Genomic DNA, 26,783 nt, shown 5'->3' on the forward strand with positions numbered 1-26,783 from the left:
AAAGAAAAGCTTTTTATTTAAATGAAAAAGAGAGTCATCCGCATAAGGCAGATGACTCTTCATTTCTTGTTATTTTGTTTCGTCTTCAAGATGATTTTCCATTTTGCTAAAAAGCTTCTTAGAAGCTTTAGACGGTTTATTCGTTAAGAGGCTGACAGTAATAGCAGTCAAACCACTTAAAATAAAACCTGGAACCATTTCGTACAATCCAGTTGTGTTATTCAAGCCTGTTGAAATCCACACTAGGACGACAACAGCCCCCACAACCATTCCGGCTAAAGCGCCATGATGATTCATTCGCTTCCAGTATAGACATAATAAGATCACTGGTCCGAATGAAGATCCAAATCCAGCCCAAGCATAGCCGACAAGGTCAAGAATGGTATCACTTGGGTTTAGAGATAGACAAAGGGCAACAATTGCAACGACTAGTACAGACATACGTCCAATCATCACAAGCTCTTTGTCAGAAGCCTTTCTTCTAAAGAACGTACGGTATAAATCCTCTGTCATTGCACTTGCAGTGACAAGCAGCTGAGAAGAAATTGAACTCATAATCGCAGCTAAAATGGCAGAGAGTAAAAATCCAGTAATATACGGATGAAATAACACTTTAGAAAACACAATGAAGATAGTTTCAGGGTCTGCCAAAGTGGTGCTTGTTTCATGAACATAAGCTACACCGACTAAACCGACAGATAGTGAGCCAATGACAGACACAATCATCCAGCTCATACCGATACGACGTGCTGGCTTTAAATCTTTTACAGTCGTAATCGCCATAAATCGAACAATAATGTGCGGCTGTCCAAAGTAACCAAGTCCCCAAGCGAGGAAGGAAATAGTGCCAATGACGCTCGTTCCTCTAAAAATATCAAGCAATTTAGGGTCAATCTGTTGAATTTCTTGGAACGTGGCAACAGGTCCACCTAATTGAGTAAAGGCAACGATCGGCACGAGCACTAATGCTAAAAACATAATGGCGCCTTGAACAAAATCAGTTAAACTAACTGCCAAAAAGCCGCCGAATAGTGTGTACAAAATGACAATACTAGAGGTTAAGATTAAGCCAAACATATAATGAGTTCCAAACGCTGATTCAAATAAGCGTCCGCCTGATACCATACCTGATGAGGTGTAAAGCGTAAAGAAAATCATAATGATGACTGCTGAGACAACTTTCAATAAAGTAGATGAATCTTCAAATCGTTTGTCAAAAAAGTCTGGAATGGTGATCGCATCATCAGCAACCTCTGTATACGATCGCAAGCGAGGAGCTAAGAATAAATAATTTAAGTAAGCCCCACTAATTAAACCAACAGCAAGCCATCCAGATGAAAGACCAGTTGTATACATAGCGCCTGGAAGTCCCATAAGCATCCAGCCACTCATATCAGATGCGCCAGCAGATAGAGCCGTCACATAAGGACCTAGCCCGCGTCCGCCTAACATATAATCGTTTAAGTCATTTGTTTTTCTAAATGCATACCAGCCAATAGAAAGCATTCCAATAAAATAAATAGATAAAGATATTCCAATTTCAATACTCATGTTTCCATATCACCTTTTTCGTATTAATTTGACATCACCTCATTCAAAATATACACAGAACATCCGATTGGTCTGTCTGCTCACTGCTATGGTTACTTAACCTATCAGAGTATACCCAAGTGATCAACCTTCTTAAACCTCTCCACTTTTATGAAAAAGTGCACGGATCGGTGATAAGCCTTTATGTGTAAGCGTTTACAAAAATAAATAAAAGTAAAAATTTTCTGAAAAAATAAAAGCCGCCTAATGAATATTTTAGTCACTGGTTGGATGACAATGACGTATCAAGAGAAACGGCCTTTCACCGCACCCGCGTAAAGTTGCTTTAGAACAGTAAAATTTGATATGATAAAGTGTATATGACTTATGATCATGACTATCAACACGTATCATTTTTGGAGGTGAACCTGCATGTCAAGAATTTCAATAGAAGAAGTAAAGCACGTTGCGCATTTAGCACGGCTTGCTATTACAGAAGAAGAAGCTGAGATGTTTACAGAACAGCTTGATAGCATCATTTCATTTGCAGAGCAGTTAAACGAGGTAGATACGGAAAACGTTGAACCAACAACACACGTATTAAAAATGAAAAACGTCATGAGAGAAGATGTTCCGAATAAAGGTCTTTCAATTGAGGCAGTCATGAAAAATGCGCCTGATCATAAAGACGGCTATATTCGTGTGCCATCAATTTTGGACTAAAGGAGGCCGGAGACATGTCACTGTTTGATCACAAAATTTCTGAATTAAAAGAGCTTTTACATAAAAAGGAACTGTCTGTTTCTGATTTAGTGAACGAGTCTTATAAACGAATCAATGAAGTAGACGGGAAAGTACAAGCATTCCTTGCACTGGACGAAGAGAAAGCACGTGCGTATGCAAAGGAATTGGACGAGGCAGTTGGTGAAAAGGACGAGCTTGGTCTATTGTTCGGTATGCCGATCGGTGTGAAAGATAACATCGTGACGAAGGATTTACGTACAACAGCATCAAGCAAAATCTTGCAAAACTTTGATCCAATTTATGATGCAACCGTTGTGAACCGTCTAAGAGAGGCGGAAGCTGTCACCATCGGTAAATTAAATATGGACGAATTTGCGATGGGATCTTCTACGGAGAACTCTGGCTACAAAGCAACGAAAAACCCATGGAATTTGAACACAGTTCCAGGTGGATCAAGCGGTGGTTCTGCAGCGTCTGTTGCAGCAGGTGAAGTACCATTCTCCCTTGGATCAGATACAGGCGGTTCCATTCGCCAGCCGGCATCATTCTGCGGGGTTGTTGGTCTTAAGCCGACATATGGCCGTGTATCCAGATACGGTTTAATCGCATTTGCTTCATCATTAGATCAAATTGGGCCGATTACGCGTAATGTAGAGGACAACGCATATGTTCTTCAAGCGATTTCTGGCGTCGATCAAATGGACGCAACAAGTGCAAATGTTGATGTACCAGATTTCCTTTCTTCATTAACTGGCGACATCAAAGGTTTTAAAATTGCAGTGCCGAAAGAATATCTTGGAGAAGGTGTTGGCGAGGAAGCAAAAGAGTCTGTTCTCAAAGCGCTAAAAGTATTAGAAGGACTTGGTGCGACATGGGAAGAAGTGTCTCTTCCGCATTCTAAATATGCGCTTGCAACTTACTACTTACTGTCTTCTTCCGAAGCATCTGCGAACCTTGCACGTTTTGACGGCATCCGCTATGGCTACCGTACAGATAACGCAGACAATCTGATTGATTTATACAAAAATACACGTTCTGAAGGCTTCGGCGACGAAGTGAAGCGCCGCATCATGCTTGGCACATTCGCTCTAAGCTCAGGATATTACGATGCGTACTATAAAAAAGCGCAAAAAGTCCGTACATTGATCAAAAAAGACTTTGAAGATGTGTTTGAAAAGTATGATGTCATTGTAGGACCAACTACACCAACTCCTGCATTTCACATTGGTGAAAAGACAAGCGATCCTCTTACCATGTATGCAAACGACATTTTAACGATCCCTGTTAACCTTGCAGGTGTTCCGGGAATCAGTGTGCCTTGTGGATTTGCAAACGGTCTTCCGTTAGGGCTGCAAATCATCGGCAAGCACTTTGACGAAGGAACAGTTTACCGCGTGGCTCACGCTTTCGAGCAAGCAACAGATCATCATAAAGCAAAACCTGAACTGTAAGGGGTGAACCAGAATGAACTTTGAAACGGTAATTGGACTTGAAGTCCACGTAGAGCTAAAAACACAATCAAAAATCTTCTCAAGCTCGCCGACACCTTTTGGTGCAGCTGCCAATACACAAACAAGTGTCATCGATCTTGGTTATCCTGGCGTACTGCCTGTACTGAACAAAGAAGCGGTGAACTTTGCGATGAAAGCGGCAATGGCGCTGAACTGCGAGATCGCAACAGACACAAAATTTGACCGTAAAAACTACTTCTATCCTGATAACCCAAAGGCTTATCAAATTTCACAATTTGATAAACCGATCGGTGAAAACGGCTGGATTGAAATTGAAGTAGACGGCAAAACAAAACGAATTGGTATTACCCGTCTCCATTTAGAAGAGGATGCAGGTAAACTGACGCACACAGGCGACGGATATTCACTAGTCGATTTCAACCGTCAAGGCACACCGCTTGTTGAAATCGTATCTGAGCCAGACATTCGCACTCCAGAAGAAGCGTATGCTTACTTAGAAAAACTAAAATCCATTATTCAATATACAGGCGTATCTGACTGTAAGATGGAAGAAGGCTCACTTCGCTGTGATGCCAATATTTCACTTCGTCCGATCGGCCGTGAAGAGTTTGGTACAAAGACAGAGCTTAAGAACTTGAACTCATTCGCTTTCGTACAAAAGGGCCTTGAATTCGAAGAGAAACGTCAAGAGCAAGTATTGCTTTCTGGCGGTCTGATCGAGCAGGAAACACGCCGTTATGACGAAGCGTCTAAAAAAACGATCCTTATGCGTGTCAAAGAAGGCTCGGATGATTACCGCTACTTCCCAGAACCGGATTTGGTGGAGCTGTACATTGATGACGAATGGAAAGAGCGCGTCAGAGCATCGATCCCAGAGCTTCCAGACGAGCGCCGCAAACGCTACATCGATGAGCTTGGACTGCCTGCATACGATGCGATGGTTCTGACGCTGACAAAAGAAATGTCTGATTTCTTTGAAGCGACCATTTCAGAAGGTGCAGAAGCGAAGCAAGCATCGAACTGGCTGATGGGTGAAGTATCTGCCTACTTAAACGCTGCTCAAAAAGAGCTGGACGATACAAAACTAACGCCTCAAGGGCTTGCTGGCATGATCAAACTCATTGAAAAAGGAACGATTTCCTCTAAGATTGCCAAAAAGGTATTCAAAGAGCTGATCGAAAATGGGGGAGATGCAGAAACAATCGTCAAAGAAAAAGGGCTTATCCAAATTTCAGACGAAGGTGCTCTGCTCAAACTTGTCACAGAAGCACTTGATAACAACCCGCAATCCATTGAAGACTTTAAAAATGGAAAAGACCGCGCCATTGGTTTCTTAGTCGGACAAATCATGAAAGCATCGAAGGGACAAGCAAACCCGCCGATGGTCAACAAGATTCTTCTCGAAGAAATCAAAAAACGCTAAATGGCAAAAAACCGTCTCAGAGAAGAGGCGGTTTTTTTGCTTGAAATGACAGGGTCGTATCATAGATTCAGACCACCGCCGTATATCAATTCGGAGATTCTTTTCTTATAATGAAGCATAAGCGAAAGACATATTTGAAGGGGATCAAGGTGAACTAAATTGAAAAACGGCACGTAATGTTATTGAAGAAACAGCTTCAATTGTTCCACTACTCTTAGGACGGCAGGGTCCTCACACATGTCTAAATTTGTCAGCATCCCTTGAATGACCGGCTTACGAGGCTCATCTTTCGCCAGTTCTTCTTCAATCACTTCGATAGATACGAGCGTATCGTCAGAAAGAAGATGCTCAAGCTTTAACAATCGAAGCTCCTCTTGAAGAGAAACGGCACTCGGCGCTTCATCCTCCCAAATGGCTTGATTCAGAATCGGCTTGGTCTTAGAACGAAGCAGTCCTTGAACCAAATCATCAAACCGATCGAGAATAAAGGAAGAGAGCTCATCAAATGATAATTGGATATGATCTTGTAAAAGTAGTAACTGCACATATGATTGAATGATCCCTTGGGTCATGACTGACAGGTCAGTTATATAAGGTTCAATCTGTTGTCCATAAGTAGCCAAGAGGGAAATTTGTATTTCATCATTCATTTGTTTTTTCACAGTTTTAGAATGCTTTTTAATTTGCTGATTTTCCGGAATAATGTTCTCGCTGAGGATCAAAATGATAAAGTCCTTGTTCTCGGCAAAATGCTGGAACTGTTCAGCGATTTGTTTCTGAAAGATCTCTCTAGGCGCAAGATGTTGATTTTCTTTTCGAATCTTTTCAATACTTTGCATAGAAGTGTCGATATAATATTCAAACGCTCGATTGAAAAGCTGTTCTTTTGATTTGAAATGCAAATAAAACGCGCCTTTCGATATTCCGCACTCATCTGCAATTTCCTGAATGGTCGTAGAAGAAAAACCCTTTTTCGCAAACAACTGGATGCTTGCTTTAATGATTTTTTCTTTTTTTTCGTTCATGAAATAAGGCCCCTTCAGCTTTAGAATGTTACGTCAAACGCAAGTGAAATGGTTGACGGCATTGTATATCACCGTTTATTATGATATAGAATGACCAGTCAGTCAATACATAAAGGAAAATGGAGGACATAATGAATTCGATCATCAATTTTGTATTAAAGAATAAGTTCGCTGTATGGCTCATGACGATTATCGTAACAGTTGCTGGTCTATATGCCGGATTGAATATGAAGCAAGAATCAATCCCGAATATCAACACTCCAGTCATTACGGTTTCTACAACGTATCCTGGCGCAACGCCGGACGAAGTATCAGATAAGGTGACCGATCCAATTGAGAAGTCTATTCAAAACCTCAATGGGGTCAAGGTGGTCACATCCAATTCCTTTGAAAATGCCTCATCGATCCAGGTCGAGTACGATTACAACAAAGACATGGATGAAGCAAAGAAGGAAATTGAAGATGCCATTACTAATATCAATTTTCCGGAAAATGCAGAAAAACCAAAAATCGCACGCTTTAGTATCAATGCGGTTCCAATATTGGCACTCAGTGTATCTGGTGATAAAGAATCATTAGAAGAACTGACGAAAAAGGTGGAAGGTGACCTTGTTCCTTCACTTGAAGGATTAGATGGCGTATCTTCTGTCGAAGCTTCAGGACAGCAAATCAAAGAAGTAGAATTTTCTTTTAAACAAAAGAAATTGAAAGAATACGGTTTAGATGAAGAGACCGTCCAAAACATGATCAAAGGCTCTGATGTGAATGTACCATTAGGTTTATACACATTCGGTAACAAGCAAAAATCAGTTGTCGTGGACGGCAATATTTTAAGCGTCAAAGATTTGAAAAACATGCGAATTCCAGTCACACCAGGTGCTAGCGGCGGTGCGGGAAGCGCTGGAGCACCTTCTAACGGCTCAGGAAATGCAGGTGCGCAAAGTGCGGAGCAGCAGGCTGGAAGTGCAAGTCAGCAGCAAGCAGCAGCTCAGCAGCAAACAGGTGGAGGTTCAGCAAGCAGTCAATCTGTAGAGCTGCCGACAATCAAGCTTTCTGAGATTGCGGATATTAAAGTCGTGAAGGACGCAGAATCGATTTCTAGAACAAATGGAAAAGACAGTATCGGTTTGCAAATTGTAAAAGGCTCTGACGCCAACACAGTGAGTGTGGCAGAAGAAGTCACAAAAGAGCTTGAGAAATTCAAAAAAGATAACAAAGGAATCAAAGTAAGTACCACATATGATCAAGCAGAACCGATTAAAGAGTCTGTCAGCACAATGCTGAACAAAGCCATCATCGGAGCGATCTTTGCGATCATTATCATTCTATTGTTCCTTCGAGATATCAAATCAACATTAATCTCGGTTATTTCAATTCCGCTATCTCTGTTGATTGCAGTTTTAATATTAAATCAACTGGATATCACACTAAATATCATGACACTTGGTGCCATGACCGTCGCCATCGGGCGTGTGGTCGATGACTCCATAGTGGTCATAGAAAACATTTATCGGCGAATGGCGTTAAAGGATGAACCGTTAAAGGGGAAAGCACTCGTCAGAGAAGCCACAAAAGAAATGTTTATCCCGATCATGTCTTCGACGATTGTCACAATTGCGGTCTTCTTACCGTTAGCACTAGTGGGTGGAATGATTGGTGAACTATTCATCCCATTTGCATTAACGATTGTGTTTGCTTTACTTGCTTCACTGGTAGTAGCCATTACGATTGTTCCAATGATGGCACACAGTCTATTTAAAAAGAATCTGTATGGACAAGCGAAAAAGGTAAAAGAACATAAACCAAGCAAGCTTGCCGGCGGTTATAGACGTGTACTCAATTGGACACTCAACCATAAATGGATCACATCAGGAATTGCGATTCTCATGCTTGTCGGAAGCTTATTCTTAGCACCACTTGTCGGTGTCAGCTTCTTACCACAGGAAGCAGAAAAGACGGCGATGGTGACATATACACCTGAACCAGGGCAAACGAGAGAACAAGCAATAGATGAAACGAAAAAAGCAGAAGAATACTTAATAAAACGTGACCATGTTAACACGGTTCAATATTCACTAGGATCTTCAAATGCACTCACAGCAAGTGTAGGAGGCAACTCTAACGGTGCGTTATTCTTTATACAATATGATGAGGACACACCGAATTTTGATAAAGAAAAAGATCGCGTGGTCAAAGCCCTGCAAGACAAAGCGTCTAAAGGGGAATGGAAATCACAAAACTTCTCTTCTGCTGGCGCAAGCAATACGGTGACGTACTATGTGTACGGTGATAAAGCAAGTGATATTGAAGGCACAGTAAAAGATGTCGAAAACATTTTAAAAGATGAGAAAAACCTGAAAAACGTCAGCACAAGCTTATCTGAGAAATATGACGAATATACGTTTAATGCAGATCAAGAAAAACTGGCGAAGCTAGGTCTAACTGCTTCACAAATTGCACAGGCGATTGCTCCTCAAAACAGTGAAACAACACTGACGAAAGTAACAGAGGACGGCAAAGAACTTGATGTGAAGCTTCAAACGGAAAAAGATGAATATAAGAGCAAAAAAGATTTAGAAAATAAAAAGATCACAACACCGACAGGGCAACAAGTCCGAATTGGTGATGTTGTTAAAGTGAAGGATGGCTCAACAGCAAATACGGTGACAAAGCGTGATGGAAAAATCTACGCAGAAGTGTCTGGTGACATGACAACAGACAACGTATCAAGTGTGACACAAGATGTTCAGAAGAAAGTCGACAAGCTTGATTTGAAATCTGGCGTAACGATTGACACAGGCGGCGTAAGTGCGGATATCCAGGAATCCTTTACACAGCTTGGGCTAGCAATGCTTGCAGCCATTGCCATTGTGTATCTCGTTCTCGTCATCACATTTGGCGGAGGTCTTGCACCATTTGCGATTCTCTTCTCGCTCCCATTTACGATTATTGGCGCACTCGCTGGATTGTTTATAGCGAAAGAAACCATCAGCTTAAACGCCATGATTGGATTGCTCATGCTGATCGGGATCGTTGTGACAAATGCGATCGTTTTGATTGACCGAGTGATTCATAAAGAACAAGAAGGTCTATCAACAAGAGAAGCTTTACTTGAAGCAGGTACAATAAGATTACGTCCAATCTTAATGACTGCACTTGCGACGATTGGTGCATTATTGCCGCTCGCATTAGGTTTTGAAGGCGGAAGCCAGATCGTATCAAAAGGACTTGGTGTAACCGTTATTGGTGGATTAACAAGTTCTACACTTCTCACATTGGTCATCGTTCCAATCGTGTATGAAACCTTAAGCAAGTTTAGACGTAAGAAAAAGTTCGCAGACGAAGAGTAAGAGGAAGCCCCGCTCATTGGCGGGGCTTTTTTATGTGGAAATCTGACAAACAGCTTTTCTCATGAGTTCTTCAAACGCTTGGAAAAAGGCATCACGATCGACATGGTCAATAACTTGAATGGATTTTCCATCTGGATGCTCTTCGGTACGACCTTGCTTTGGTGTTTCGGTGTAAACGATCGCATTCATCTCCTTTGAACGGGTAAATGAGGTGGAAGCAAGAGTGATGGTCGTCAGCACATCCCATAAGTAGTAAGTTGAGTTCGTTTCGTGATGAATGAGTGGCGGACAAAAGGCATAGCACTGTCCGATAAAATCAATCCCAATATGAGAGCGAAGGGAAGCCCAGCGCTGGCGTACATCAAGTGTAAGCGGGACTTGATTCGTGCTTTCAAGTGCGACCATTTCAATAGGAAAGCGCTCCTGGAAAACAGTGCTGACAGCATAAGGGTCCCAAAAGGCATTCCATTCTGCTGTTCCATCATGCTCGGGTTCTTCTACATTGCCCTTTTCAAGGAAGGTGCCGCCCATCCACACCAATTTCTCAATTTTATTAGAGATCGAGGGATCCTCTTCTAAAGCGCGTGCTAGGTCTGTGAGCGGTCCTGTAAAGAGCAGGGTGACAGGCTCTGTTGCCTTTTTAACAGTTTCAATTAGATGAAGGTGTGCTGGAAGTTTGGATACTTTCGTATCAACAGCGCCTTTTTCATTTAAAATCGGCAGTGCGTCTACATAAAAGGCATGCATGCGCCATTCCTTTGGAAATGGATTCACGCCTCTAGAATTTGAAGCAGCGACTTCAATTTCATAAGGGCTAAATCGGTCAATGATTTTTTGAGATGCGCTCAGCGCAGGCTCTAAATAACAATCAGCAGGAATCACAGACAGCCCAATGACTTTCAGATGCTCCATTTGAAGGAGCAGAAATAAGGAGACAAGGTCATCCACACCGCCGTCATGATTGAAATAGACAGGCTTTTTCATGGCATACCATCCTTTTCATCGTTTTCTTTTATCTTATCAGAATGCTTATCTGTTGAGGGAAACGTGCCTGAGATTTCAAATATTAGGTGGTTGTTCTGTTGCCATTTTCAAAACTCATAGTATAATTAAAGGTTGTTAGTGGTGAAAATAGATTGCATAATGAATATAGGATGATGATGAATGAAACGTGCTCGAATTATATACAATCCGACATCTGGGCGTGAACTCTTCAAGAAGAATTTACCGCAGGTTTTGCAAAAATTTGAACAAGCTGGCTATGAAACATCTTGTCATGCAACGACATGTGCAGGAGATGCGACACAAGCAGCAGAAAAAGCCGCACAGAGAGATTTTGATTTAATTGTAGCAGCAGGTGGAGACGGCACGATCAATGAAGTCGTCAATGGACTAGCACCGCTTGATAAAAGACCAAAATTAGGAATCATTCCAGTTGGAACGACAAATGACTTCGCAAGAGCACTTGGAATTCCAAGAGAAGATATTTTAAAAGCAACAGATGCCATGATTGATGGTGTAGCAAAGCCGCTTGATATCGGTAAAGTCAATGGCCATTATTTTATTAATATTGCTGGCGGCGGCCGGTTAACAGAGCTGACATATGAGGTGCCTAGTAAGCTGAAGACAATGCTTGGACAGCTTGCTTATTATTTAAAAGGCATGGAGATGCTACCTTCCATCCGCCCGACAGAAGTCGAAATTGAATATGACGGCAAATTATTTCATGGAGAAATCATGCTGTTTCTTGTTTCACTAACAAACTCAGTAGGAGGCTTTGAAAAGCTAGCACCAGATTCCATTCTAGATGATGGGATGTTTGACCTAATTATTTTAAAGAAGGTCAATCTAGCAGAAGCCATTCGAGTGGCCAGCCTTGCACTTCGAGGCGAGCATATTCATGATAACAATGTCATCTACGCAAAAGCGAATCGCGTCAAAGTAGATGTAAAAGATAAAATGCAACTCAATTTAGATGGTGAATACGGCGGCATGCTGCCAGGTGAATTTGAAAACCTGTATCGCCATATTGAATTTATTATGCCAAAAGCAACAGCTGAAAAAATAGGGTAGAGATTGAACTTGGTTCCTTATGGCGACCAAGTTTTTCTTTGCAAATGAGGTGATAAAATTGGTGAAAATGAAACCCCCAGTTCAAAAGAATGAATACTATAATGTAACCTTCGAAGACTTAACGCACGAAGGTGCAGGTGTAGCGAAAATTGAGGGATTCCCTGTCTTTGTACCGAATGCCCTTCCTGACGAACAAGGAAAAATAAAAGTCACACGTGTCAAGAAAGGATTTGCTTTTGGACGACTCATGGAGCTGACAAAGGAAAGTCAGCACAGGCAAGATGCGCCTTGTCCCATTTACAAGCAGTGCGGCGGCTGCCAAATTCAGCATATGAGCTATGAAGGCCAGCTGCAATTTAAACAGAAACAAGTAAAGGACGTATTAGAGCGGATCGGCAAGCTTGATATGAGCCGTGTAAAAGTTCATCCTGTACTCGGCATGGAACACCCATGGAATTACCGAAACAAAGCACAAGTTCCAGTTGGCGAGCGAGAAGGCGGACTTGTTGCAGGGTTTTATCAGCAGCGTACCCATGAAATCATTGATATGGAAAAATGTTTGATCCAGCAGTCGGAAAATGATGCAGTGGTACAGGCAGTAAAAGACATATGCAATGCGTTCGGCATAAAAGCATACAACGAAGAGCGGCACAAAGGCTGGCTGCGTCATGTGATGGTTCGCTACGGTATCGCAACTGGTGAAATGATGGTTGTTTTTGTGACAAGAACGACTGATTTTCCGCAAAAGCAGCAGGTGATTGAGCAGATTATAGCACGCTTCCCGCACGTTCGGTCAATTGTGCAAAACGTGAATTCAAAGAAAACAAATGTCATTTTCGGTGATGAAACGACCGTTTTATGGGGAGAAGAATACATTTATGACACGATTGGCGACATCAAATTTGCTATTTCAGCCCGCTCGTTTTATCAAGTGAACCCAGCCCAAACAAAGGTTCTTTATGATAAAGCCCTTGAATATGCAGAGCTGCAAGGCGAAGAAACCGTCATCGATGCGTACTGCGGAATCGGCACGATTTCCTTATTTCTTGCACAAAAAGCAGGCAGAGTATATGGCGTTGAAATAGTGCCAGAAGCGATTGAAGATGCAAAACGAAACGCTGCCTTAAACGAGATCAACAACGTTGAATTCGCAGTTGGCGAAGCAGAAACCGTCATCCCGAATTGGTACAAAGAAGGCATCAAAGCAGACACCCTCGTCGTCGATCCGCCAAGAAAAGGCTGTGATGAAGCACTGCTTGACACGATTTTAAAGATGAAACCAAATCGTGTTGTTTATGTTTCCTGTAACCCAGGGACGCTTGCTCGTGATTTGCGTATTCTTGAAGATGGTGGATATGTGACAGAGGAAGTGCAGCCTGTGGATATGTTTCCGCATACAAATCATGTGGAGTTGGTAGCGTCAATGTCTAGGGTGAAAGAGTAAGGATAGTTGAAGTGTTGAAGAATAAGGTTTTTCAGTTATTTGGGAGAAGTTATTTACATCAAAATATCAAGTAAATCCATGTGCAACAATTGCTCCCGAACGCTAAAACTTAGGGTTGAGTTGACAGAATAGATGAATGGTATAAAGCGTGATATATTTAGACTAACCAACATTGCTTAAAAGGAACTTAATGTTGGTTAGTCTAAAATTTTATTCGTGTTATCTTTGAACAAGAAGGATTAGATACTGCTGATACGGATAGTGAATTAATGATTTCAATTATCGAATCCATTGCACAGGTAGAAAATGAATCTCGAAGTGAAAATATTAAATGTGGATATAAACACCATGCAGCCCAGGGAACTTCTAAGCTTTACAATCGAAAATGTTATGGCTATGAAAATGACACAGATGGACAGTTGATTATTAAAGATGATGAAGCTGAAAATGTACGATTAATTTTTGATTTGTACTTACATAATAGCATTATTGGCATAAAAAAAGAGTTAGAAAAACTAGGAATCAAACCGCCTACTGGAAAAGAGGAATGGAGCAAAAGAACAATCGATGTCATGTTAAGCAATGAGAAATATATGTGTTGTAAGATTGCTGAACTCTGGAGAACATGAAGTACATTATATATCTGAAAATAACCATCCAGCTATTATTAGTAGTAAGTATAGTTCGAAAACAAAGAGATAATAAAGCATGGAGGTATTATAATGTCAGAAACAATGATAACAGCTCTTATTAGTGCAGGTGCAACTTTAACAGTGACTATAGTTGCTCTGATTGTAAATGTTTATATAGAAGTGATTAGAAGCAAATTTGAAACACATCAAAAAACACTTCAATCCAAAAAAGAAAATTTAAGTGATGTTTATAAAACATTAATTTCTATTATTAATCGTTATCCAAGTTCATCACCGAATGATATTCTGAAACATGTTGAGTATTCTCCAAATTATTCAATGGAATACTATGATGCTGTTCTAAGAAGTCTAGATTATCAAATTGAAGATTATAAGAATCAATTAAATACTGTAAATATAGATTATGAACGAAAAAGTGATATTGAAATTCAAATATCAAATCGGGAATATGCAAAAAATAAGATATTAGAGAATAAAGAGGAATATTATGTTGCTAGAGATAAGTATAAGCTTTTTTGTGAAGGTGATAAAGTAGCATTTGATCTTTATGCAGGACAAGAGGTACGGAATCGTCTTGTAGAATTTGAGGTGGTTATTCATAATGTGTTTATATCGGGGCGAAATGCAGGAGAAGATAGTGATCCGATAAATAATATTATTCATATTTCCCGTAGAAATCTAATTGATAGTATGAGAAGTGATCTTGGTATATAAGATTAATACTCAATAGAGTGAAAAGAGAGTTTAAATTAATTATTTTACGAGCTCATGTCAAATATGGCATGAGTTTTGTTTGTGTTAAATTGACTGGAAATTCCTGTAGTTATAAAATGAAATAAAGGGTGTTAGGAGGCAGTAAATTATGTTATCAATAGCTAGAAAGGATTTGTATGAAAAACTCTGGTCAATAGGAATATCGAAAACAGCAAAAGAATTAGACGTACCTTATAATAAGCTCAAAAAAGTGTGAGTTGATAATGATATCCCATTACCAACTCAATCATATTGGAGCAAGTTTTACATGGGAAATGAAAAGACACTCCAACCAAAATTACCAAATAAAGAAGATACCAACATGATTTATATTGATAAGGAGAAAATGCAGAATTCTATCCCAGCACCAAAGAAGGTTAGTATAGTTGAGAAAAATAAAAAAGTTGATAAAAACCAAGAAGTAAAAACGGACATTTCTACAACGACTGAGAAAGAAAAAAGCTATTTTTCTTATTTAAAATATGATGAGGATAAGTTGATAGAAAATTTATAATGCTTTAAAAATCAATAAAACACTATCTGTTTATTTTTGAGTTATAATTCATAGAAAATTTAGGAGGTAATAAACAAAGATGATTAAACATGCGAATAAATTAAAGACTTTTCTCGACTTAATGGTGAACCCAGAAAAAGAAACTGAAAATGCAATTCAAGACTTTCATACTTCCGGGGGGAAAATAATTTTTCGAGTTGATTATAAAAATGTTGATATTGCTTTGAAAATAGCAAGTTTACTAGGTGAAAACACATCAAATTATAGTATCCAGCTATTTTGTTTCCCCGGCACTGACGATATAGATTTCATTCAATTTGCAATTTCAGAAATTCATGAGCCTAAGCTACTGAATTTTTTGGAGGAAATGCCCGAAAAGTGGTCATAGGGCTATTCATTTACCATCTACTTCCATTTTATTTAATTACAAATGTACATATAAAAGGAATTGTGAACAAGCCAAATTACCTTAAAATCCCCTTAATTTAGTCAATTCCCTTTCAATTTAACCACGATTCGACTTTTTGTCATTTTCATATGTAAACATAAATTGCGGTTTGTTTTCGGTGTGGAATTATTCTGAAAATGATAATATATGTCATTATAGGGAATAGAAAGGAAGGGGTAGGGTCTTATGGAGAAAGTGCTTTCTTCTCATGTCGGGTTGAAAATTAATGAATGGTATTATCACATTCAAAGATTTAACGTACCGGATGCCGAAGCATATAAAGAAGAAATAAAATCTTTGCTCAATAATATGGAGGAAAACCAAGATTTATTATTATATTTCTCACTCATGGAGTTCCGACATAAATTAATGCTGGATTATTTGAATCCATTGGAAAATGGAAAAGAGCGTGCCGATATTAGAGAATTAGCAATGAAGATAAAAAAGGATCAAGAGAAGTTAACAGGATTACTTGATTATTATTTTAATTTTTTCTATGGAATGTATGAAATTGAAAACTATGAATACCTCAATGCCATTACCTTCTACAAACGAGCAGAAAAAAAGCTTTCTCTTGTAAGTGATGATATTGAACGTGCCGAATTTAATTTCAAGATTGCAGAAATCTATTACCACATGAAGCAAAACCACATGTCTATGCACCATATAGCCCAAGCAATAGATTGTTACAAAGAAAAGAATACTTATACTGTTAGGCAGATACAGTGTTCTTTTGTTATTGGATTAAATTATATTGACATGGGTTGCCCCGAAAAAGCAACGCCTCATTTTGAATACGCACTAGAAAAAGCTGCTGACAACTCAACAAAAAGATTAAAAGGATCGGCGCTTTATAATATAGGGTTGAGTTATTTCCACAATGATGAACTATTAATGGCTATTAAATACTTCAATGAATCTATCCACTCATTTAAAGAACAAGGATATGAGCATTTAAATAAGATTCTTGATCCGATGGTTATGTTGACAAAATCATACTTTAAAACTGATCAAAATGATTTAGGGATATATGCCTTAAACAACGGGATTGAATTAGCTGAAAAATTAAAAGATGACATATTTATAAATACATTCACTATATTGAGATCATTATATTTAGAAAACAATGTTAGTCGTATAAAAGAAGCAATGGCTTATTTGGAATCAAAATCTTTTTATGCGAATCTTGAAGATTTATCGAAAGATGCAGCGAAGCATTATAATAAGGCAGGAGATAAAGAGCACGCAAACGAATTTTATGAGAAGATTCTTTATTTCCAACACCAAATTAAGAGAGGGGACTGTCTTTATGAAATTTAAGTCAGTAACAGCCGTATTAATAATTGTCAGTGTGTTAGGTGCTTTTAGTTATGTTTCGTTAAATCAAACTCATAATGAAGCCCAACGGGGGCATACAACAAGTATCGGTTATTTTGCTTAATTAAAAAAGCCCTTTTCGGGGGCTTCTTTTTTATTTGAACCGCCATTCCTTTTTCTCTTTATCCCATGCCAGTTCATTTCTTGACACAAGATTTTTAACTACTTTTCTTATAGATTGTTCGTCTTTACCTTTATTATTTTTAGGTCTTCCATCGAGGTTTTTTTTCTGAACCTACTCATATTTATTATAGATGATCCTGTATAGCTTCCTTTCAAGATCATTCATGAAATCACCACTTTAGGCTATTTTATTAGAATATCTTTTTTATTAGTTTGCCGGTTGCTTTCTCCGCTGCTCGTTGCATGATCCGTTTTCCGCTTGTTCCTTTTTGAACGGCATTTACGTCACCAAGAATTTTTGATATTTTATATAGTGCTGATCGTATTTTGTTAATGTTCATTTTGTGCTCCTTTTGCGTCTGTCCGTTATAAAAATACTCCCCCAAACTTCCCCCAAAAGAATACTTTTAATTGCAAGACTTTGCAATGGTTGATTATAGTTAGATTTGATGAAAGCCTGTTATAATAGGGTTTTCAACATCAAGAACGGGTGTTTGCATTGTGCCCTTAGTAAAGTATATAATGATAAAAATTGCTGAAAGAATTTATATATGGACATGCCCTTTAGGCGCTATGTCATGAGAGGAATTGGATGAAAGATGAGTAAAAATTTCTGGCGTGATTTACCACGGCCATTTTTTATATTAGCACCAATGGAAGAAGTGACAGATGTTGTGTTTCGTCATGTTGTGAGTGAGGCGGCGAGACCGGATGTGTTTTTCACAGAGTTTACGAATAGTGAGAGCTATTGCCATCCTGATGGCATTCAAAGTGTGAAGGGGCGTTTAACGTTTACGGAGGATGAACAGCCGATTGTTGCTCATATTTGGGGAGACAAGCCTGAAAACTTTAGACAAATGAGCATTGGAATGGCGGAATTAGGATTTCAGGGGCTTGATATTAATATGGGCTGTCCTGTTCCGAATGTCACACAAAACGGGAAGGGCAGCGGATTAATTCTTCGTCCTGACGTTGCAGCAGAGCTGATTCAAGCTGCGAAAGCAGGTGGATTACCTGTCAGTGTGAAAACAAGACTTGGTTTTACAGAGGTCGATGAATGGCATGACTGGCTAAGACACATATTGGAGCAAGACATTGTGAATTTATCGATTCACCTTCGCACAAGAAAGGAAATGAGCCAAGTGGATGCGCATTGGGAGCTCATTCCAGAGATTAAAAAGCTTCGTGATGAAGTAGCACCACATACCCTTTTGACCATTAATGGTGATATTCCTGATCGACAAACGGGCTTAAAGCTCGCTGAGCAATATGGAGTGGACGGTGTGATGATTGGGCGCGGGATTTTTCATAACCCATTTGCTTTTGAAAAAGAGCCGAAGGAGCATACGAGTGATGAACTGTTAGGGCTATTAAGATTGCATCTTGATCTTCATGACCAATATTCATCACTAGGTTTGCGACCATTCAAAGCACTGCACCGTTTCTTTAAGATTTATGTCAAAGGATTCAGAGGAGCGAGCTTCCTAAGAAATCAATTAATGAACACATCGTCAACAGATGAAGTGCGTGCAATGCTAGATGAATTTGAAGCGAGAAATCAAGAACAATCATGATGAAAAAAGAGGAGGGAGGGCCCTTCTCTTTTTTCTTTGTAATAGGACTATTAAACTAGTTCAAATAAATGGTAAGATGAGATAGAAATGACATTTGGAGGTATTTATATTGAAACCATTCTGGGATAAAGACATAGAAAGTGAAGAAACATTTAAGAAAATGAATGAAAAAGGAATTTTAGCAGCTGAAAAAAAGCTAGGTGTCATGCTGCCGGATACATATAAGAAGCTCATCCTTGAACAAAATGGCGGGTATACCCTGCATAACGCCTTTCCAACGGACCAGCCAAATGGATGGGCAGAGGATCATGTACAGTTCAACCATTTAAGAGGAATTGCCAAAGGCGAAGGCATCATGGATAGTGATTATTTAATAGAAGAATGGGAATTGCCTGAGGGGCTTGTGCTTATTTGTGGAGATGGACATACGTGGATTGCATTGGACTATAGAGAAACAAAAGAACATCCACTGGTTCATTACTTTGATTTAGAATATGAGACAGATTTCAAATTAGCGGATTCGTTTGATGAATTGATTGCGAGGCATTATACCGCAGAAGATAGCGAAGAAGATGAGATGTCAGATGAAGAGTGGCAGGCTGAATATGAAAAGCAAAATCCACCTCTATCAAAAGAAGAAGTGAAAGAAATATTGAAGACTCGAGACCCTGAGGCACTTCAGAATATTGTATTTTTTCATGTAGAACAAATTGATGATATCAAGTGGTTTTTTTCAGAAGTAGAAACTTTTATGAACTCCATTCAAGACGAAAATATGTTAGTAACTGCTGGCTGGGCGCTCAGTACGATCCTTACACTGAATGCTGTGGTGATTAAGCAGAATGACGATATTTTTCAAAGTGCATGTCGTTTTGCGGAGCAATTGAATCAATCAAAAATAGAAGAAATGCATGAAATCGCTTTTAGTATATCATTATGGTTGGAATTTGATTTAGAAGAGCAATAAGGCTCTCTTTTTAATGAGATATGATATTCATAAATAGACCCCCTCACCAACAAGGGGGTCACCAATTCCTTACTCTGCACTCTCCTCAACTTCACGGCTATCTTCTGTTTCACCAATATAAATTGGGCCGTTTGCGTGGTCGACTCGGATTGGCCATTCGTATGGGACTTGCAGGCGTCTGGCGATGGCTCTCCAGAATTTTGTGGAATCGAGTTCGAATTCTTGGAAGTCTTTTAATAATTCTTTGTAAGATGAGCCATCAAATTGAATGTACATGTCTTGCAGGCGCATGAATGCGACATGTCTCACTTCTAGTGCTGCCGCAGCTTCCATTTCTTCTTCTGTTGCTTCTCCAATGATCGTTCCTGCGGGTGGAAGCATTTCATATACATTAAATTCCTCTTCTTCATGGGCTGCATTGTGCTGTTGATCTGACATTTTCTTCACTCCTTCTACTATTCATCATTGCTACACTTCTATTATCGGAAGAAAATGCGAAATGTGGAATGAATTCAGGAAGGAGATGCACGATACTTGCTTTTTTTAAAAGAATCTTTTATGATCAATTACAGATATAAAATGTCTATAATAGATAGAAAGGAATCATCTGATGAAATATTCTAAAGCGACCAACTATGCGCTGCATACGATGGTGTTTTTAACTCTTGCGCCAAAGGGCAAAGCGATTGGTGTTGAGCCTCTTGCTAAGATGCAAGATCTTTCACCTACCTATTTATCCAAAATTTTAACAAAGCTTGTGAAGGCGGGATTGATTGAATCAACGCCTGGTGCAAAGGGAGGATACACCATTAACAAACGAAAGGAAGACATTTCGTTTTTAGACGTCATTCAGGCTGTAGAAGGGCAAACGAATTTATTTCGCTGTTCCTTAGAACATGAGTCTTTAATGCCTCATGATGGCTGTTTGATTGAACAAGTCATGCAGGATGTTGAAACAAAAATGCAAGAAACCCTCAGTCAAAAACGTTTAATTGATATTGCGAGTCAAATTGAGCAGACAGAAAAAAATCCATTTCTCAAAATGTGATTTTTTTGAACCTATTATAGATATAAAGAGTCTTTAAAATCTTTAATAAAAAGGAGAGGTTCACATGTTAATAGATTGTGCCATTATCGGAGGCGGACCAGCTGGATTAAATGCAGCACTTGTTGTGGGAAGGGGCAGAAAACAGGTCATCGTGTTTGATGACGAGCAGCCAAGAAATCGAGTGACACAGGAATCGCATGGTTTTATTACAAACGATGGAATGACACCGTTTGAGATCAGAAAAGCGGGAGAGGCAGATCTTCAAACCTACCCTAATATACAAATCAAACGAAGTAGAATTGTTGATATACAAAAGAAAGAGGACCGCTTTACGTTACTGACACAAGAGGGGGATACGGTTGAATCGAAAAAAATCATATTGGCAACGGGACTTCAGGATATGTTGCCAGAGATCAAAGGGATTCATGATGTGTATGGAAAGACGTTGTTTAACTGTCCTTTCTGTGATGGGTGGGAATTAAAGGACAAGGCACTTGCGCTCATTGCAGAGAATCAACGTGCCTTGCATATGGCTAAGCTTCTCTCCAATTGGACAAAGGATTTGATCGTGTTTACGAATGGACAACAAGTGTTAGCTGAAGAGGAAAGGGTACTTCTTTCGGCGCATTCTATTCAAGTCATTGATATGCCAATTGTGTCGATCGAAAATGACAATGGGCAGCTGTGCTCTCTTCAACTTGCGAATGGTGAGAGAGTAAAAAGAGAAGGCGGATTTGTCGCAAGTGATTTCAAGCAATCAGCCCCATTTGCCGAAAAGCTTGGCTGTCAAATGACGAAGAATGCGGGTATTGAAACAGATATCCTTGGACGCACATCCGTCAGCGGTGTATTTGCATGTGGTGATAATTTAGGCGGTCCTGCTCAGCTAGTTCTTGCAGCAGCTGCTGGCAGTCAGACAGGAATGGGCGTGATTCATGAGCTTGTGCAAGAGGAGTTTCAGATTGTTGACAAAGGGCTAAAATGATCTTTATTTTAGCCCTTTGTCTTCTTTTCAGCGTGATAGAAAACCTTTGCAGTCTAGGAAGGACGAGTACCGGAGCGGAGCGAATTTGACATTCGTGAGCACCGGCACGCAGACCTGCGGGCGAATGCGAGGGTTTGTCTACACGCTGAAACATCTCTATGAAAAGAGATGTTTAACGATGAGCGGTTTTTCGTTTTGATAGGACGTGAGCTGTCCATTCGAGAAGAGCGTAAATCACAAAGAAAATGAGGATCCAGCTGCTGGCATCGACCCATACATTGGTGACATGAATAATGTTCGCCTGACCAAGTCCAGCCTGTATCCACATGGTGATCAATGCTGTGAGGAACACGTGTAAAAACCATTTGGATTTTTTCAATTGGTCACACCTCCATCTCTTTCCATCATATAAGAAATGACAGATGATTTCCAATTGTTTTTCTATAGGCTTCAATATTAAAATAAGAAATAAAACCAATGGAAGGACATCACATGAGCCATCAAACAGATATGTTTTTAAAAAATAATTTTCCTGATCTTTTACTAACGCCGTCACTTTTTTACCAATGGCCCTTTGGGCTTCGGTTTGAAGTGGCAGATTGGTCGATAGAAAAGGAAGCGGACGTGTTAGAGAAAGCAGGGGATCGTGCTTTTGAGATTGTGAAATATGCTTTTCATCCAGGGGACGACATACTGCTTGTGACAGATGTGTATACAAAACATGCACATGAATTAACGAAACGTAAGCTCCTTGTCTATCAAAAATATGTCCACCGGCAAGTGCGTAACCGATTACGTCACGAGCCTTTGACCTATGTACGACCAGAGCTAGAAGAAGCACTGAAATTAGAGAGATTTACACTCAATTGCCAGCTGCAAGATATTCGATTGCGCCCGCTTCTCCATGCCATGTGCCAAGAGGATTTCTATGCACCGAATCAAATCATGAAAGGAAAGCTTGATTATGAAATTTATCTCATCAATTTATCGAAACAGATGATTTTTCACTTATATGATGATCGAGGCTGTGATCTCATTGCGGCAGATCCTGAACGCCTACGCCCAGTCTATGAAGGCTTACCGCACTGGCTATTAGACTATGATCGCGCTCAGATGGACAGGCTGTTTGCAGGTAAATAAGAAAACCGCACTTTCAACAAGTGCGGTTTCTTATTAAGCTTCTACTGTATTGAAAAACTGAGGTAAATACTCTTTGTGTGCTTCTAGCATTTCATCTAGGATGCTTTTTGCAATGGCATCTGATGGGACAAGCGGGTTGATGGTCATTGCCACAAGTGCTGTGTTGTAATCGCCTGTAACGGCAGCTTCAGCGGCTACACGTTCAAAGGATTTAATTTGAGAAATCAGTCCTTTCACAGCGACCGGCATTTCACCAACAGCGATTGGTTTTGGGCCGTCTTTTGTGATGACACAGTTAAGTTCAACCGCAGAATCATTTGGAATGTCGCTGATGGCGCCATTATTGATCGTGTTCACAGGCTGAATGTCATGCTTGTCGTTATAAATCGATGCGATCAAGTTACAAGCCGCATCACTGTAGTAGGCACCGCCTCGTTTTTCAAGCTGTGGCGGTTTGATATCAAGATCAGGGTCTTTGTAAAGCTCGAACAGGTCATTTTCTAGTGCACGAACGACTTCTGCACGAGTCCCTTCGTTCGCTGCTGCTTTCTTTTCTTCAGCCAGCATATCACTTGTTTTGTAGTAGTAGCGGTGATAAGGGCAAGGAATGACGCCAAGATCTTTTAAGAAATCTGCATCCCAAGGAATCGCATGAATATTGTTCATCGACATTGTGGAATTTGGATCTGCCATGTCTTCGATCACTTGATCCATGATGCTTTTGCCGTCTAAGAACACGTTGAGTCCAAATACCATATGGTTTAATCCAGCAAAGCTGACTTCGACTCTGCTTGCGTCTACATCCAGCCCTTTGGCGATTCCCATGCGAATGCCGATTGGCACGTTACATAAGCCAACGACTTTGCGGTGGTTTGAATAGCGAAGAACTGCTTCTGTGACCATACCGGCAGGGTTCGTGAAATTCACAAGCCATGCGTCAGGGCATAATTCTTCAATATCTTTGACAATATCAAGAATGACAGGAATGGTGCGCAGCCCTTTGAATAAGCCGCCTGGACCATTTGTTTCCTGACCAATGACATTATATTTTAAAGGAATGCGTTCATCCTTCATGCGTGCTTCAAGAAGTCCGACACGGAATTGTGTTGTGACAAAATCAGCGCCCGCAAGCGCTTTCTTACGGTCTAATGTTAAATGGACGTCGATTGGAAGTCCTGCTTTTTTGACCATTCGTTTTGCAAGGTCTCCAACGATCTCAAGCTTTTCTTTTCCTGCTTCAATATCGACGAGCCAAAGTTCGCTAATCGGAAATTCATCGTACCGTTTAATGAATCCTTCCACAAGCTCTGGTGTATAGCTTGATCCTCCGCCAATTGTGACAACCTTTAATCCTTTTGCCATGTTCTGCACCTCCGAATAATGTAACGCGCAATGTTATAATAGAGTGAAGCCAATTCTTTTTCTTTTGTTTGTACATCTATAGCTTATCGTGAGAGTATCTAGTGCGTAAATGACTTCAGCGTCTTTAGGCAAGGGTGTCTCATTTAGAGATTTGTTACATAGGAGAAACGCCTTGTGACATGTTGTTGGAGAAAGGGGAAGTCAGATGTTTTCAAGTGAGGTCATTTCCAGCTTTAATGAACTAGAAAGCGCTTTATACCGATACATCATGGAAAACAGTGAAAAGGTCGTGTATATGAGAATTCGGGACTTGGCAGATGCTGCTCATATTTCCACCTCGTCTGTCCTTCGCTTTTGCCGAAAAGTGAATTGTGAAGGCTTTTCAGAGTTTAAAGTAAAGCTCAAAATGTATTTAGAATCAGAGCAAACACCTTCTTTGAAAAGCACCCAGCATTTTCTATATGAATTTATAGAACGAACACTCAAAGGGGACTTTGAGGAGAAAATCAAAGAGGCAGCAAGGCTCATTGCCGAAGCAAAAAATGTGCTGTTTATCGGGACTGGCAGTTCTGGCATTTTGGCGCAGTATGGGGCAAGGTACTTTTCGAGTCTTGAGAAATTTTCATTTTACATCAATGATCCATTTTTCCCGATGAATATGCAGTATTTAGACAATAGTGTCACCATTGTGCTGTCTGTATCAGGGGAGAACCGTATTACGATCGATCATATTTCGAAGTTAAAACGAGAAGGAAGCACAATCATTAGTATTACAAACAATCAGCACTGCACGATTTCGCGAATTTCTGATTTAAATATTGCCTATTACGTCACAGATGAACGAGTGCACAGAGCCAATATCACCACACAAACACCGGTCGTGTATATATTAGAAACAATGGCCCGTGAGATGTTTGCGATGTTAAAAGAAAAGTAAAAGAGCCGCTTCATTAAACAGCCGCTCTTTTTTTCTGTCTCATAAAAGCAAGGATGGCAATCCCGGAACAGACGAGCACAAACAGACCGCCTAACAAATACACAAACCGCGCTCCGAATGCATCTGCGATGACCCCAACAAAGAAAATAGATAAACCGACAGATACTGAAGAAAGGACGTAGTGAGCGGAATACACCTTTGATAAATCACGGACTGGCGTTTCCGTTTGAAGAATGGTTTGCTGCGAAACATCCCGGATTTGATAAGCAGGCCCCATCAAAATACAAAGCAATAAAGCAAGCCACGGAAGGCTGTTCAATGCAAAAAGAATGGTAAGGACTGCATAGATGAATGAACCTGCTGCCATAAAGAGGAGCAGCTGCTTTTGAATGAAACGACTCATCCACGCAGCCAAGAGCCCGCCTATAATGGCGCCAGTATAATAAGCAGCATTGATAAAGCCCCACCAATCCTCACTTTCCTTTAAATCATGTGTGACAAAGGCAAGCGTAATGGCCCCGATCCAAACAGCACCCGCTATATTTTCACAAACATCCATAAAGGTCAGGGTGCGAACGGTTTTATTTTTCCAAATGACCGTCCAGCCGTCTTTGAAACTGTCCATCTTATTTGCTTTTCGATCTACGTCTTCTTGTTTGAGAAGAGGAAAAACGGGCATGAACAATAGATATGACAACACAATCATGAGACAAGTAATCCCCAGTAAATAAAATGGACCAATGAACAAGACGAGCATTCCAGTAAACGAATAGCCGGCGATTTGAACCATTTGATGAAAAATGGAGGCTGTACTGTTCGCTCTCACAAGCTGATTTGCTGGCACAAGCATAGGCATGATCGCTTGTAATAAAGGACTGATGAATCCACCTGTAATAGAAATTAAAATGAGCGCACCAAACAGCCACACCATATGCTGCTGAAAGAAATGAAATTGTGCTGTAAACACGATGGTCATCCCAAGACGAAAAAGAGGGAGCCACTTCAATAGACGATAGGCTTGAAAGCGATCTGTCAAAACAGGGGAGATGAGCCCAGCCAATAGCTGGCATAGCGTTCTAATCAGCGGAAATACTGCGGCATAGGCAACAGATTGTGTATCTTGATAGATGACAAAAGTGATGGTCATCACAAAAAGAATATCACTTAGCATGAGAAGGCTTTTACTGCTTGTATAAAACCAAAACTTGTTTCCCATATCAAACCGGCTCCTTTTCAAAAACAAGTTCAGTATAGCATGGGGATGAAGTGCCCAGAGGCTTTGCATTGAAAAATACATCTTAAGGATGAGATGATTGTGATAAGCTAAATGAAAGACACCGTAAGGAAAGGGGTTCAATCTAGTGAGAAAATTACCGGCACATCACTTTTTGGACAAGCTCGGCATCCCATATGACATCAAAACATTTTCTGCCGAAACAGAAAAAGGTGCAGCTAATGTAGCGGCAGCCCTTGGTTTTCGAGAAAGACAAATGATCAAAACATTGTCTTTGAAACAGGGGAAGGGGAGCAGCTGCTTGTGATGGTTGGCGCTGACCAGCATATCAAATCAGGAAAACTAAAGAAAGCGGCCGGCTCCCGTAATATCAAAATGGCTGCACCGGACACGGTTCTTGAAGTGACGGGCTATCGAATTGGTTCGATTCCGCCATTTTGCTGGCAGCCTGAAGGCTTCCGCACGATGATCGAAGCTTCGCTATTAGAAGAAGAGGTATTAGGAGTTGGAGCGGGCGAATGGGGAAATGAAATACTGATGACACCAGAACGATTAGTTCAAGCAGCCAAGGCTGTACCGTTTGACATTGTTCAGCCATCTGAATAGA

26 protein-coding genes and 1 pseudogene are annotated in these 26,783 nt (G+C 40.2%); 19 read left to right on the forward strand and 8 right to left on the reverse strand.

What is annotated here, in order from left to right:
- Window positions 1-69: 69 nt before the first annotated feature.
- Window positions 70-1,551: a sodium/proline symporter PutP gene (putP, locus tag ACSLGF_RS14430; RefSeq protein ID WP_456006601.1), complete on the reverse strand. Its 1,482-nt coding sequence runs from the start codon at window positions 1,549-1,551 to the stop codon at window positions 70-72.
- A gap of 411 nt (window positions 1,552-1,962) precedes the next feature.
- On the opposite strand from putP, the gene gatC reads away from it, so the two are divergent.
- Genes gatC through gatB form a run of 3 tightly spaced genes read left to right on the forward strand, consistent with a single transcriptional unit; the run spans window position 1,963 to window position 5,169 of the window.
- Window positions 1,963-2,253, forward strand: a complete 291-nt coding sequence (gene gatC, locus ACSLGF_RS14435) for an Asp-tRNA(Asn)/Glu-tRNA(Gln) amidotransferase subunit GatC (RefSeq protein ID WP_191097643.1) — start codon at window positions 1,963-1,965, stop codon at window positions 2,251-2,253.
- A 14-nt stretch (window positions 2,254-2,267) separates the two neighbouring features.
- On the forward strand, window positions 2,268-3,725 hold the full coding sequence (gene gatA / locus ACSLGF_RS14440; RefSeq protein WP_456006603.1) for an Asp-tRNA(Asn)/Glu-tRNA(Gln) amidotransferase subunit GatA: 1,458 nt from the start codon (window positions 2,268-2,270) through the stop codon (window positions 3,723-3,725).
- Window positions 3,726-3,738: 13 nt separating this feature from the next.
- On the forward strand, window positions 3,739-5,169 hold the full coding sequence (gene gatB, locus ACSLGF_RS14445; RefSeq protein ID WP_456006605.1) for an Asp-tRNA(Asn)/Glu-tRNA(Gln) amidotransferase subunit GatB: 1,431 nt from the start codon (window positions 3,739-3,741) through the stop codon (window positions 5,167-5,169).
- 179 nt (window positions 5,170-5,348) lie between these two features.
- Here gatB and ACSLGF_RS14450 read toward each other — a convergent pair whose 3' ends face one another.
- Entirely contained in the window at window positions 5,349-6,194 is an 846-nt protein-coding gene (locus ACSLGF_RS14450) for a TetR/AcrR family transcriptional regulator (protein ID WP_099727353.1), read from the reverse strand.
- A gap of 131 nt (window positions 6,195-6,325) precedes the next feature.
- Between ACSLGF_RS14450 and ACSLGF_RS14455 the strand changes: the two genes are divergently transcribed.
- Window positions 6,326-9,544, forward strand: coding sequence for an efflux RND transporter permease subunit (locus ACSLGF_RS14455; protein ID WP_456006608.1), 3,219 nt, complete (start codon window positions 6,326-6,328; stop codon window positions 9,542-9,544).
- A 30-nt stretch (window positions 9,545-9,574) separates the two neighbouring features.
- On the opposite strand, the gene ACSLGF_RS14460 is transcribed toward ACSLGF_RS14455, so the two are convergent.
- Window positions 9,575-10,528: a nucleoside hydrolase gene (locus ACSLGF_RS14460; RefSeq protein ID WP_099727351.1), complete on the reverse strand. Its 954-nt coding sequence runs from the start codon at window positions 10,526-10,528 to the stop codon at window positions 9,575-9,577.
- A 180-nt stretch (window positions 10,529-10,708) separates the two neighbouring features.
- Between ACSLGF_RS14460 and ACSLGF_RS14465 the strand changes: the two genes are divergently transcribed.
- From ACSLGF_RS14465 to ACSLGF_RS14500, 8 genes are all read left to right on the forward strand, one after another.
- Window positions 10,709-11,617 (forward strand): diacylglycerol kinase, encoded by a 909-nt coding sequence (locus tag ACSLGF_RS14465; RefSeq protein WP_456006611.1) that lies wholly within the window; start codon window positions 10,709-10,711, stop codon window positions 11,615-11,617.
- Between the two features lie 61 nt (window positions 11,618-11,678).
- Window positions 11,679-13,061, forward strand: coding sequence for a 23S rRNA (uracil(1939)-C(5))-methyltransferase RlmD (rlmD, locus tag ACSLGF_RS14470; RefSeq protein WP_456006614.1), 1,383 nt, complete (start codon window positions 11,679-11,681; stop codon window positions 13,059-13,061).
- 221 nt (window positions 13,062-13,282) lie between these two features.
- Window positions 13,283-13,690 carry a recombinase family protein gene (locus ACSLGF_RS14475; protein ID WP_456006688.1) on the forward strand — a complete coding sequence of 136 codons (408 nt, stop codon included), beginning with the start codon at window positions 13,283-13,285 and terminating at the stop codon, window positions 13,688-13,690.
- A gap of 93 nt (window positions 13,691-13,783) precedes the next feature.
- Complete coding sequence (locus ACSLGF_RS14480) at window positions 13,784-14,428, forward strand: hypothetical protein (protein WP_456006616.1); 645 nt, start codon at window positions 13,784-13,786, stop codon at window positions 14,426-14,428.
- A 307-nt stretch (window positions 14,429-14,735) separates the two neighbouring features.
- On the forward strand, window positions 14,736-14,981 hold the full coding sequence (locus tag ACSLGF_RS14485; protein WP_456006619.1) for a hypothetical protein: 246 nt from the start codon (window positions 14,736-14,738) through the stop codon (window positions 14,979-14,981).
- A 79-nt stretch (window positions 14,982-15,060) separates the two neighbouring features.
- Entirely contained in the window at window positions 15,061-15,369 is a 309-nt protein-coding gene (locus ACSLGF_RS14490; RefSeq protein ID WP_456006622.1) for a hypothetical protein, read from the forward strand.
- Window positions 15,370-15,615: 246 nt separating this feature from the next.
- Window positions 15,616-16,749, forward strand: a complete 1,134-nt coding sequence (locus ACSLGF_RS14495) for a response regulator aspartate phosphatase (protein ID WP_456006628.1) — start codon at window positions 15,616-15,618, stop codon at window positions 16,747-16,749.
- On the forward strand, window positions 16,739-16,870 hold the full coding sequence (locus ACSLGF_RS14500) for a hypothetical protein (protein WP_456006631.1): 132 nt from the start codon (window positions 16,739-16,741) through the stop codon (window positions 16,868-16,870). The genes ACSLGF_RS14495 and ACSLGF_RS14500 overlap by 11 nt, the downstream gene beginning before the upstream one ends.
- 250 nt (window positions 16,871-17,120) lie before the next feature.
- Here the strand turns inward: ACSLGF_RS14500 and ACSLGF_RS14505 are convergent, their stop codons facing one another.
- The gene (locus tag ACSLGF_RS14505) at window positions 17,121-17,270 is read right to left on the reverse strand and encodes a hypothetical protein (RefSeq protein WP_456006633.1); all 150 of its coding nucleotides are present in this window, start codon (window positions 17,268-17,270) and stop codon (window positions 17,121-17,123) included.
- Between the two features lie 258 nt (window positions 17,271-17,528).
- On the opposite strand from ACSLGF_RS14505, the gene ACSLGF_RS14510 reads away from it, so the two are divergent.
- The gene (locus tag ACSLGF_RS14510; protein ID WP_456006635.1) at window positions 17,529-18,503 is read left to right on the forward strand and encodes a tRNA dihydrouridine synthase; all 975 of its coding nucleotides are present in this window, start codon (window positions 17,529-17,531) and stop codon (window positions 18,501-18,503) included.
- A gap of 109 nt (window positions 18,504-18,612) precedes the next feature.
- Window positions 18,613-19,470: an SMI1/KNR4 family protein gene (locus ACSLGF_RS14515; RefSeq protein WP_456006638.1), complete on the forward strand. Its 858-nt coding sequence runs from the start codon at window positions 18,613-18,615 to the stop codon at window positions 19,468-19,470.
- Between the two features lie 69 nt (window positions 19,471-19,539).
- Here ACSLGF_RS14515 and ACSLGF_RS14520 read toward each other — a convergent pair whose 3' ends face one another.
- Window positions 19,540-19,908 carry a hypothetical protein gene (locus ACSLGF_RS14520; protein ID WP_456006640.1) on the reverse strand — a complete coding sequence of 123 codons (369 nt, stop codon included), beginning with the start codon at window positions 19,906-19,908 and terminating at the stop codon, window positions 19,540-19,542.
- A 172-nt stretch (window positions 19,909-20,080) separates the two neighbouring features.
- Between ACSLGF_RS14520 and ACSLGF_RS14525 the strand changes: the two genes are divergently transcribed.
- Complete coding sequence (locus tag ACSLGF_RS14525) at window positions 20,081-20,518, forward strand: Rrf2 family transcriptional regulator (protein ID WP_456006643.1); 438 nt, start codon at window positions 20,081-20,083, stop codon at window positions 20,516-20,518.
- Between the two features lie 64 nt (window positions 20,519-20,582).
- The gene (locus ACSLGF_RS14530) at window positions 20,583-21,503 is read left to right on the forward strand and encodes an NAD(P)/FAD-dependent oxidoreductase (RefSeq protein WP_456006646.1); all 921 of its coding nucleotides are present in this window, start codon (window positions 20,583-20,585) and stop codon (window positions 21,501-21,503) included.
- A gap of 172 nt (window positions 21,504-21,675) precedes the next feature.
- On the opposite strand, the gene ACSLGF_RS14535 is transcribed toward ACSLGF_RS14530, so the two are convergent.
- Window positions 21,676-21,882, reverse strand: a complete 207-nt coding sequence (locus tag ACSLGF_RS14535; protein WP_456006648.1) for a hypothetical protein — start codon at window positions 21,880-21,882, stop codon at window positions 21,676-21,678.
- 113 nt (window positions 21,883-21,995) lie between these two features.
- On the opposite strand from ACSLGF_RS14535, the gene ACSLGF_RS14540 reads away from it, so the two are divergent.
- Window positions 21,996-22,643, forward strand: a complete 648-nt coding sequence (locus ACSLGF_RS14540) for a DUF3885 domain-containing protein (RefSeq protein WP_456006651.1) — start codon at window positions 21,996-21,998, stop codon at window positions 22,641-22,643.
- Window positions 22,644-22,676: 33 nt separating this feature from the next.
- On the opposite strand, the gene ACSLGF_RS14545 is transcribed toward ACSLGF_RS14540, so the two are convergent.
- A complete protein-coding gene (locus tag ACSLGF_RS14545; RefSeq protein WP_456006653.1) occupies window positions 22,677-24,005 on the reverse strand; it encodes a 6-phospho-beta-glucosidase in 1,329 nt (442 codons plus the stop codon).
- Window positions 24,006-24,210: 205 nt separating this feature from the next.
- Here ACSLGF_RS14545 and ACSLGF_RS14550 point away from each other — a divergent pair, with 205 nt between their 5' ends.
- On the forward strand, window positions 24,211-24,942 hold the full coding sequence (locus ACSLGF_RS14550) for a MurR/RpiR family transcriptional regulator (RefSeq protein ID WP_456006655.1): 732 nt from the start codon (window positions 24,211-24,213) through the stop codon (window positions 24,940-24,942).
- Window positions 24,943-24,955: 13 nt separating this feature from the next.
- Here the strand turns inward: ACSLGF_RS14550 and ACSLGF_RS14555 are convergent, their stop codons facing one another.
- Complete coding sequence (locus ACSLGF_RS14555) at window positions 24,956-26,158, reverse strand: MFS transporter (protein WP_456006657.1); 1,203 nt, start codon at window positions 26,156-26,158, stop codon at window positions 24,956-24,958.
- 145 nt (window positions 26,159-26,303) lie between these two features.
- Here ACSLGF_RS14555 and ACSLGF_RS14560 point away from each other — a divergent pair.
- Window positions 26,304-26,782, forward strand: a pseudogene (locus ACSLGF_RS14560) (aminoacyl-tRNA deacylase).
- The last annotated feature ends 1 nt before the right edge of the window (window position 26,783 follow it).

Source organism: Bacillus sp. A015 (assembly GCF_053851875.1).

Excerpts from the sequence above, each read along its gene's own strand:
- ACSLGF_RS14510 (WP_456006635.1), top strand. The coding sequence starts at position 17,529 with ATGAGTAAAAATTTCTGGCGTGATTTACCACGGCCATTTTTTATATTA.
- ACSLGF_RS14525 (WP_456006643.1), top strand. The coding sequence starts at position 20,081 with ATGAAATATTCTAAAGCGACCAACTATGCGCTGCATACGATGGTGTTT.
- gatC (WP_191097643.1), top strand. The coding sequence starts at position 1,963 with ATGTCAAGAATTTCAATAGAAGAAGTAAAGCACGTTGCGCATTTAGCA.
- ACSLGF_RS14455 (WP_456006608.1), top strand. The coding sequence starts at position 6,326 with ATGAATTCGATCATCAATTTTGTATTAAAGAATAAGTTCGCTGTATGG.
- ACSLGF_RS14520 (WP_456006640.1), bottom strand. The coding sequence starts at position 19,908 with ATGTCAGATCAACAGCACAATGCAGCCCATGAAGAAGAGGAATTTAAT.
- ACSLGF_RS14485 (WP_456006619.1), top strand. The coding sequence starts at position 14,736 with ATGGGAAATGAAAAGACACTCCAACCAAAATTACCAAATAAAGAAGAT.
- ACSLGF_RS14490 (WP_456006622.1), top strand. The coding sequence starts at position 15,061 with ATGATTAAACATGCGAATAAATTAAAGACTTTTCTCGACTTAATGGTG.
- ACSLGF_RS14545 (WP_456006653.1), bottom strand. The coding sequence starts at position 24,005 with ATGGCAAAAGGATTAAAGGTTGTCACAATTGGCGGAGGATCAAGCTAT.
- ACSLGF_RS14460 (WP_099727351.1), bottom strand. The coding sequence starts at position 10,528 with ATGAAAAAGCCTGTCTATTTCAATCATGACGGCGGTGTGGATGACCTT.
- ACSLGF_RS14550 (WP_456006655.1), top strand. The coding sequence starts at position 24,211 with ATGTTTTCAAGTGAGGTCATTTCCAGCTTTAATGAACTAGAAAGCGCT.
- gatB (WP_456006605.1), top strand. The coding sequence starts at position 3,739 with ATGAACTTTGAAACGGTAATTGGACTTGAAGTCCACGTAGAGCTAAAA.
- ACSLGF_RS14495 (WP_456006628.1), top strand. The coding sequence starts at position 15,616 with ATGGAGAAAGTGCTTTCTTCTCATGTCGGGTTGAAAATTAATGAATGG.
- ACSLGF_RS14450 (WP_099727353.1), bottom strand. The coding sequence starts at position 6,194 with ATGAACGAAAAAAAAGAAAAAATCATTAAAGCAAGCATCCAGTTGTTT.
- ACSLGF_RS14505 (WP_456006633.1), bottom strand. The coding sequence starts at position 17,270 with ATGAACATTAACAAAATACGATCAGCACTATATAAAATATCAAAAATT.
- gatA (WP_456006603.1), top strand. The coding sequence starts at position 2,268 with ATGTCACTGTTTGATCACAAAATTTCTGAATTAAAAGAGCTTTTACAT.
- ACSLGF_RS14530 (WP_456006646.1), top strand. The coding sequence starts at position 20,583 with ATGTTAATAGATTGTGCCATTATCGGAGGCGGACCAGCTGGATTAAAT.
- putP (WP_456006601.1), bottom strand. The coding sequence starts at position 1,551 with ATGAGTATTGAAATTGGAATATCTTTATCTATTTATTTTATTGGAATG.
- ACSLGF_RS14480 (WP_456006616.1), top strand. The coding sequence starts at position 13,784 with ATGTCAGAAACAATGATAACAGCTCTTATTAGTGCAGGTGCAACTTTA.
- ACSLGF_RS14500 (WP_456006631.1), top strand. The coding sequence starts at position 16,739 with ATGAAATTTAAGTCAGTAACAGCCGTATTAATAATTGTCAGTGTGTTA.
- ACSLGF_RS14465 (WP_456006611.1), top strand. The coding sequence starts at position 10,709 with ATGAAACGTGCTCGAATTATATACAATCCGACATCTGGGCGTGAACTC.
- ACSLGF_RS14540 (WP_456006651.1), top strand. The coding sequence starts at position 21,996 with ATGAGCCATCAAACAGATATGTTTTTAAAAAATAATTTTCCTGATCTT.
- ACSLGF_RS14555 (WP_456006657.1), bottom strand. The coding sequence starts at position 26,158 with ATGGGAAACAAGTTTTGGTTTTATACAAGCAGTAAAAGCCTTCTCATG.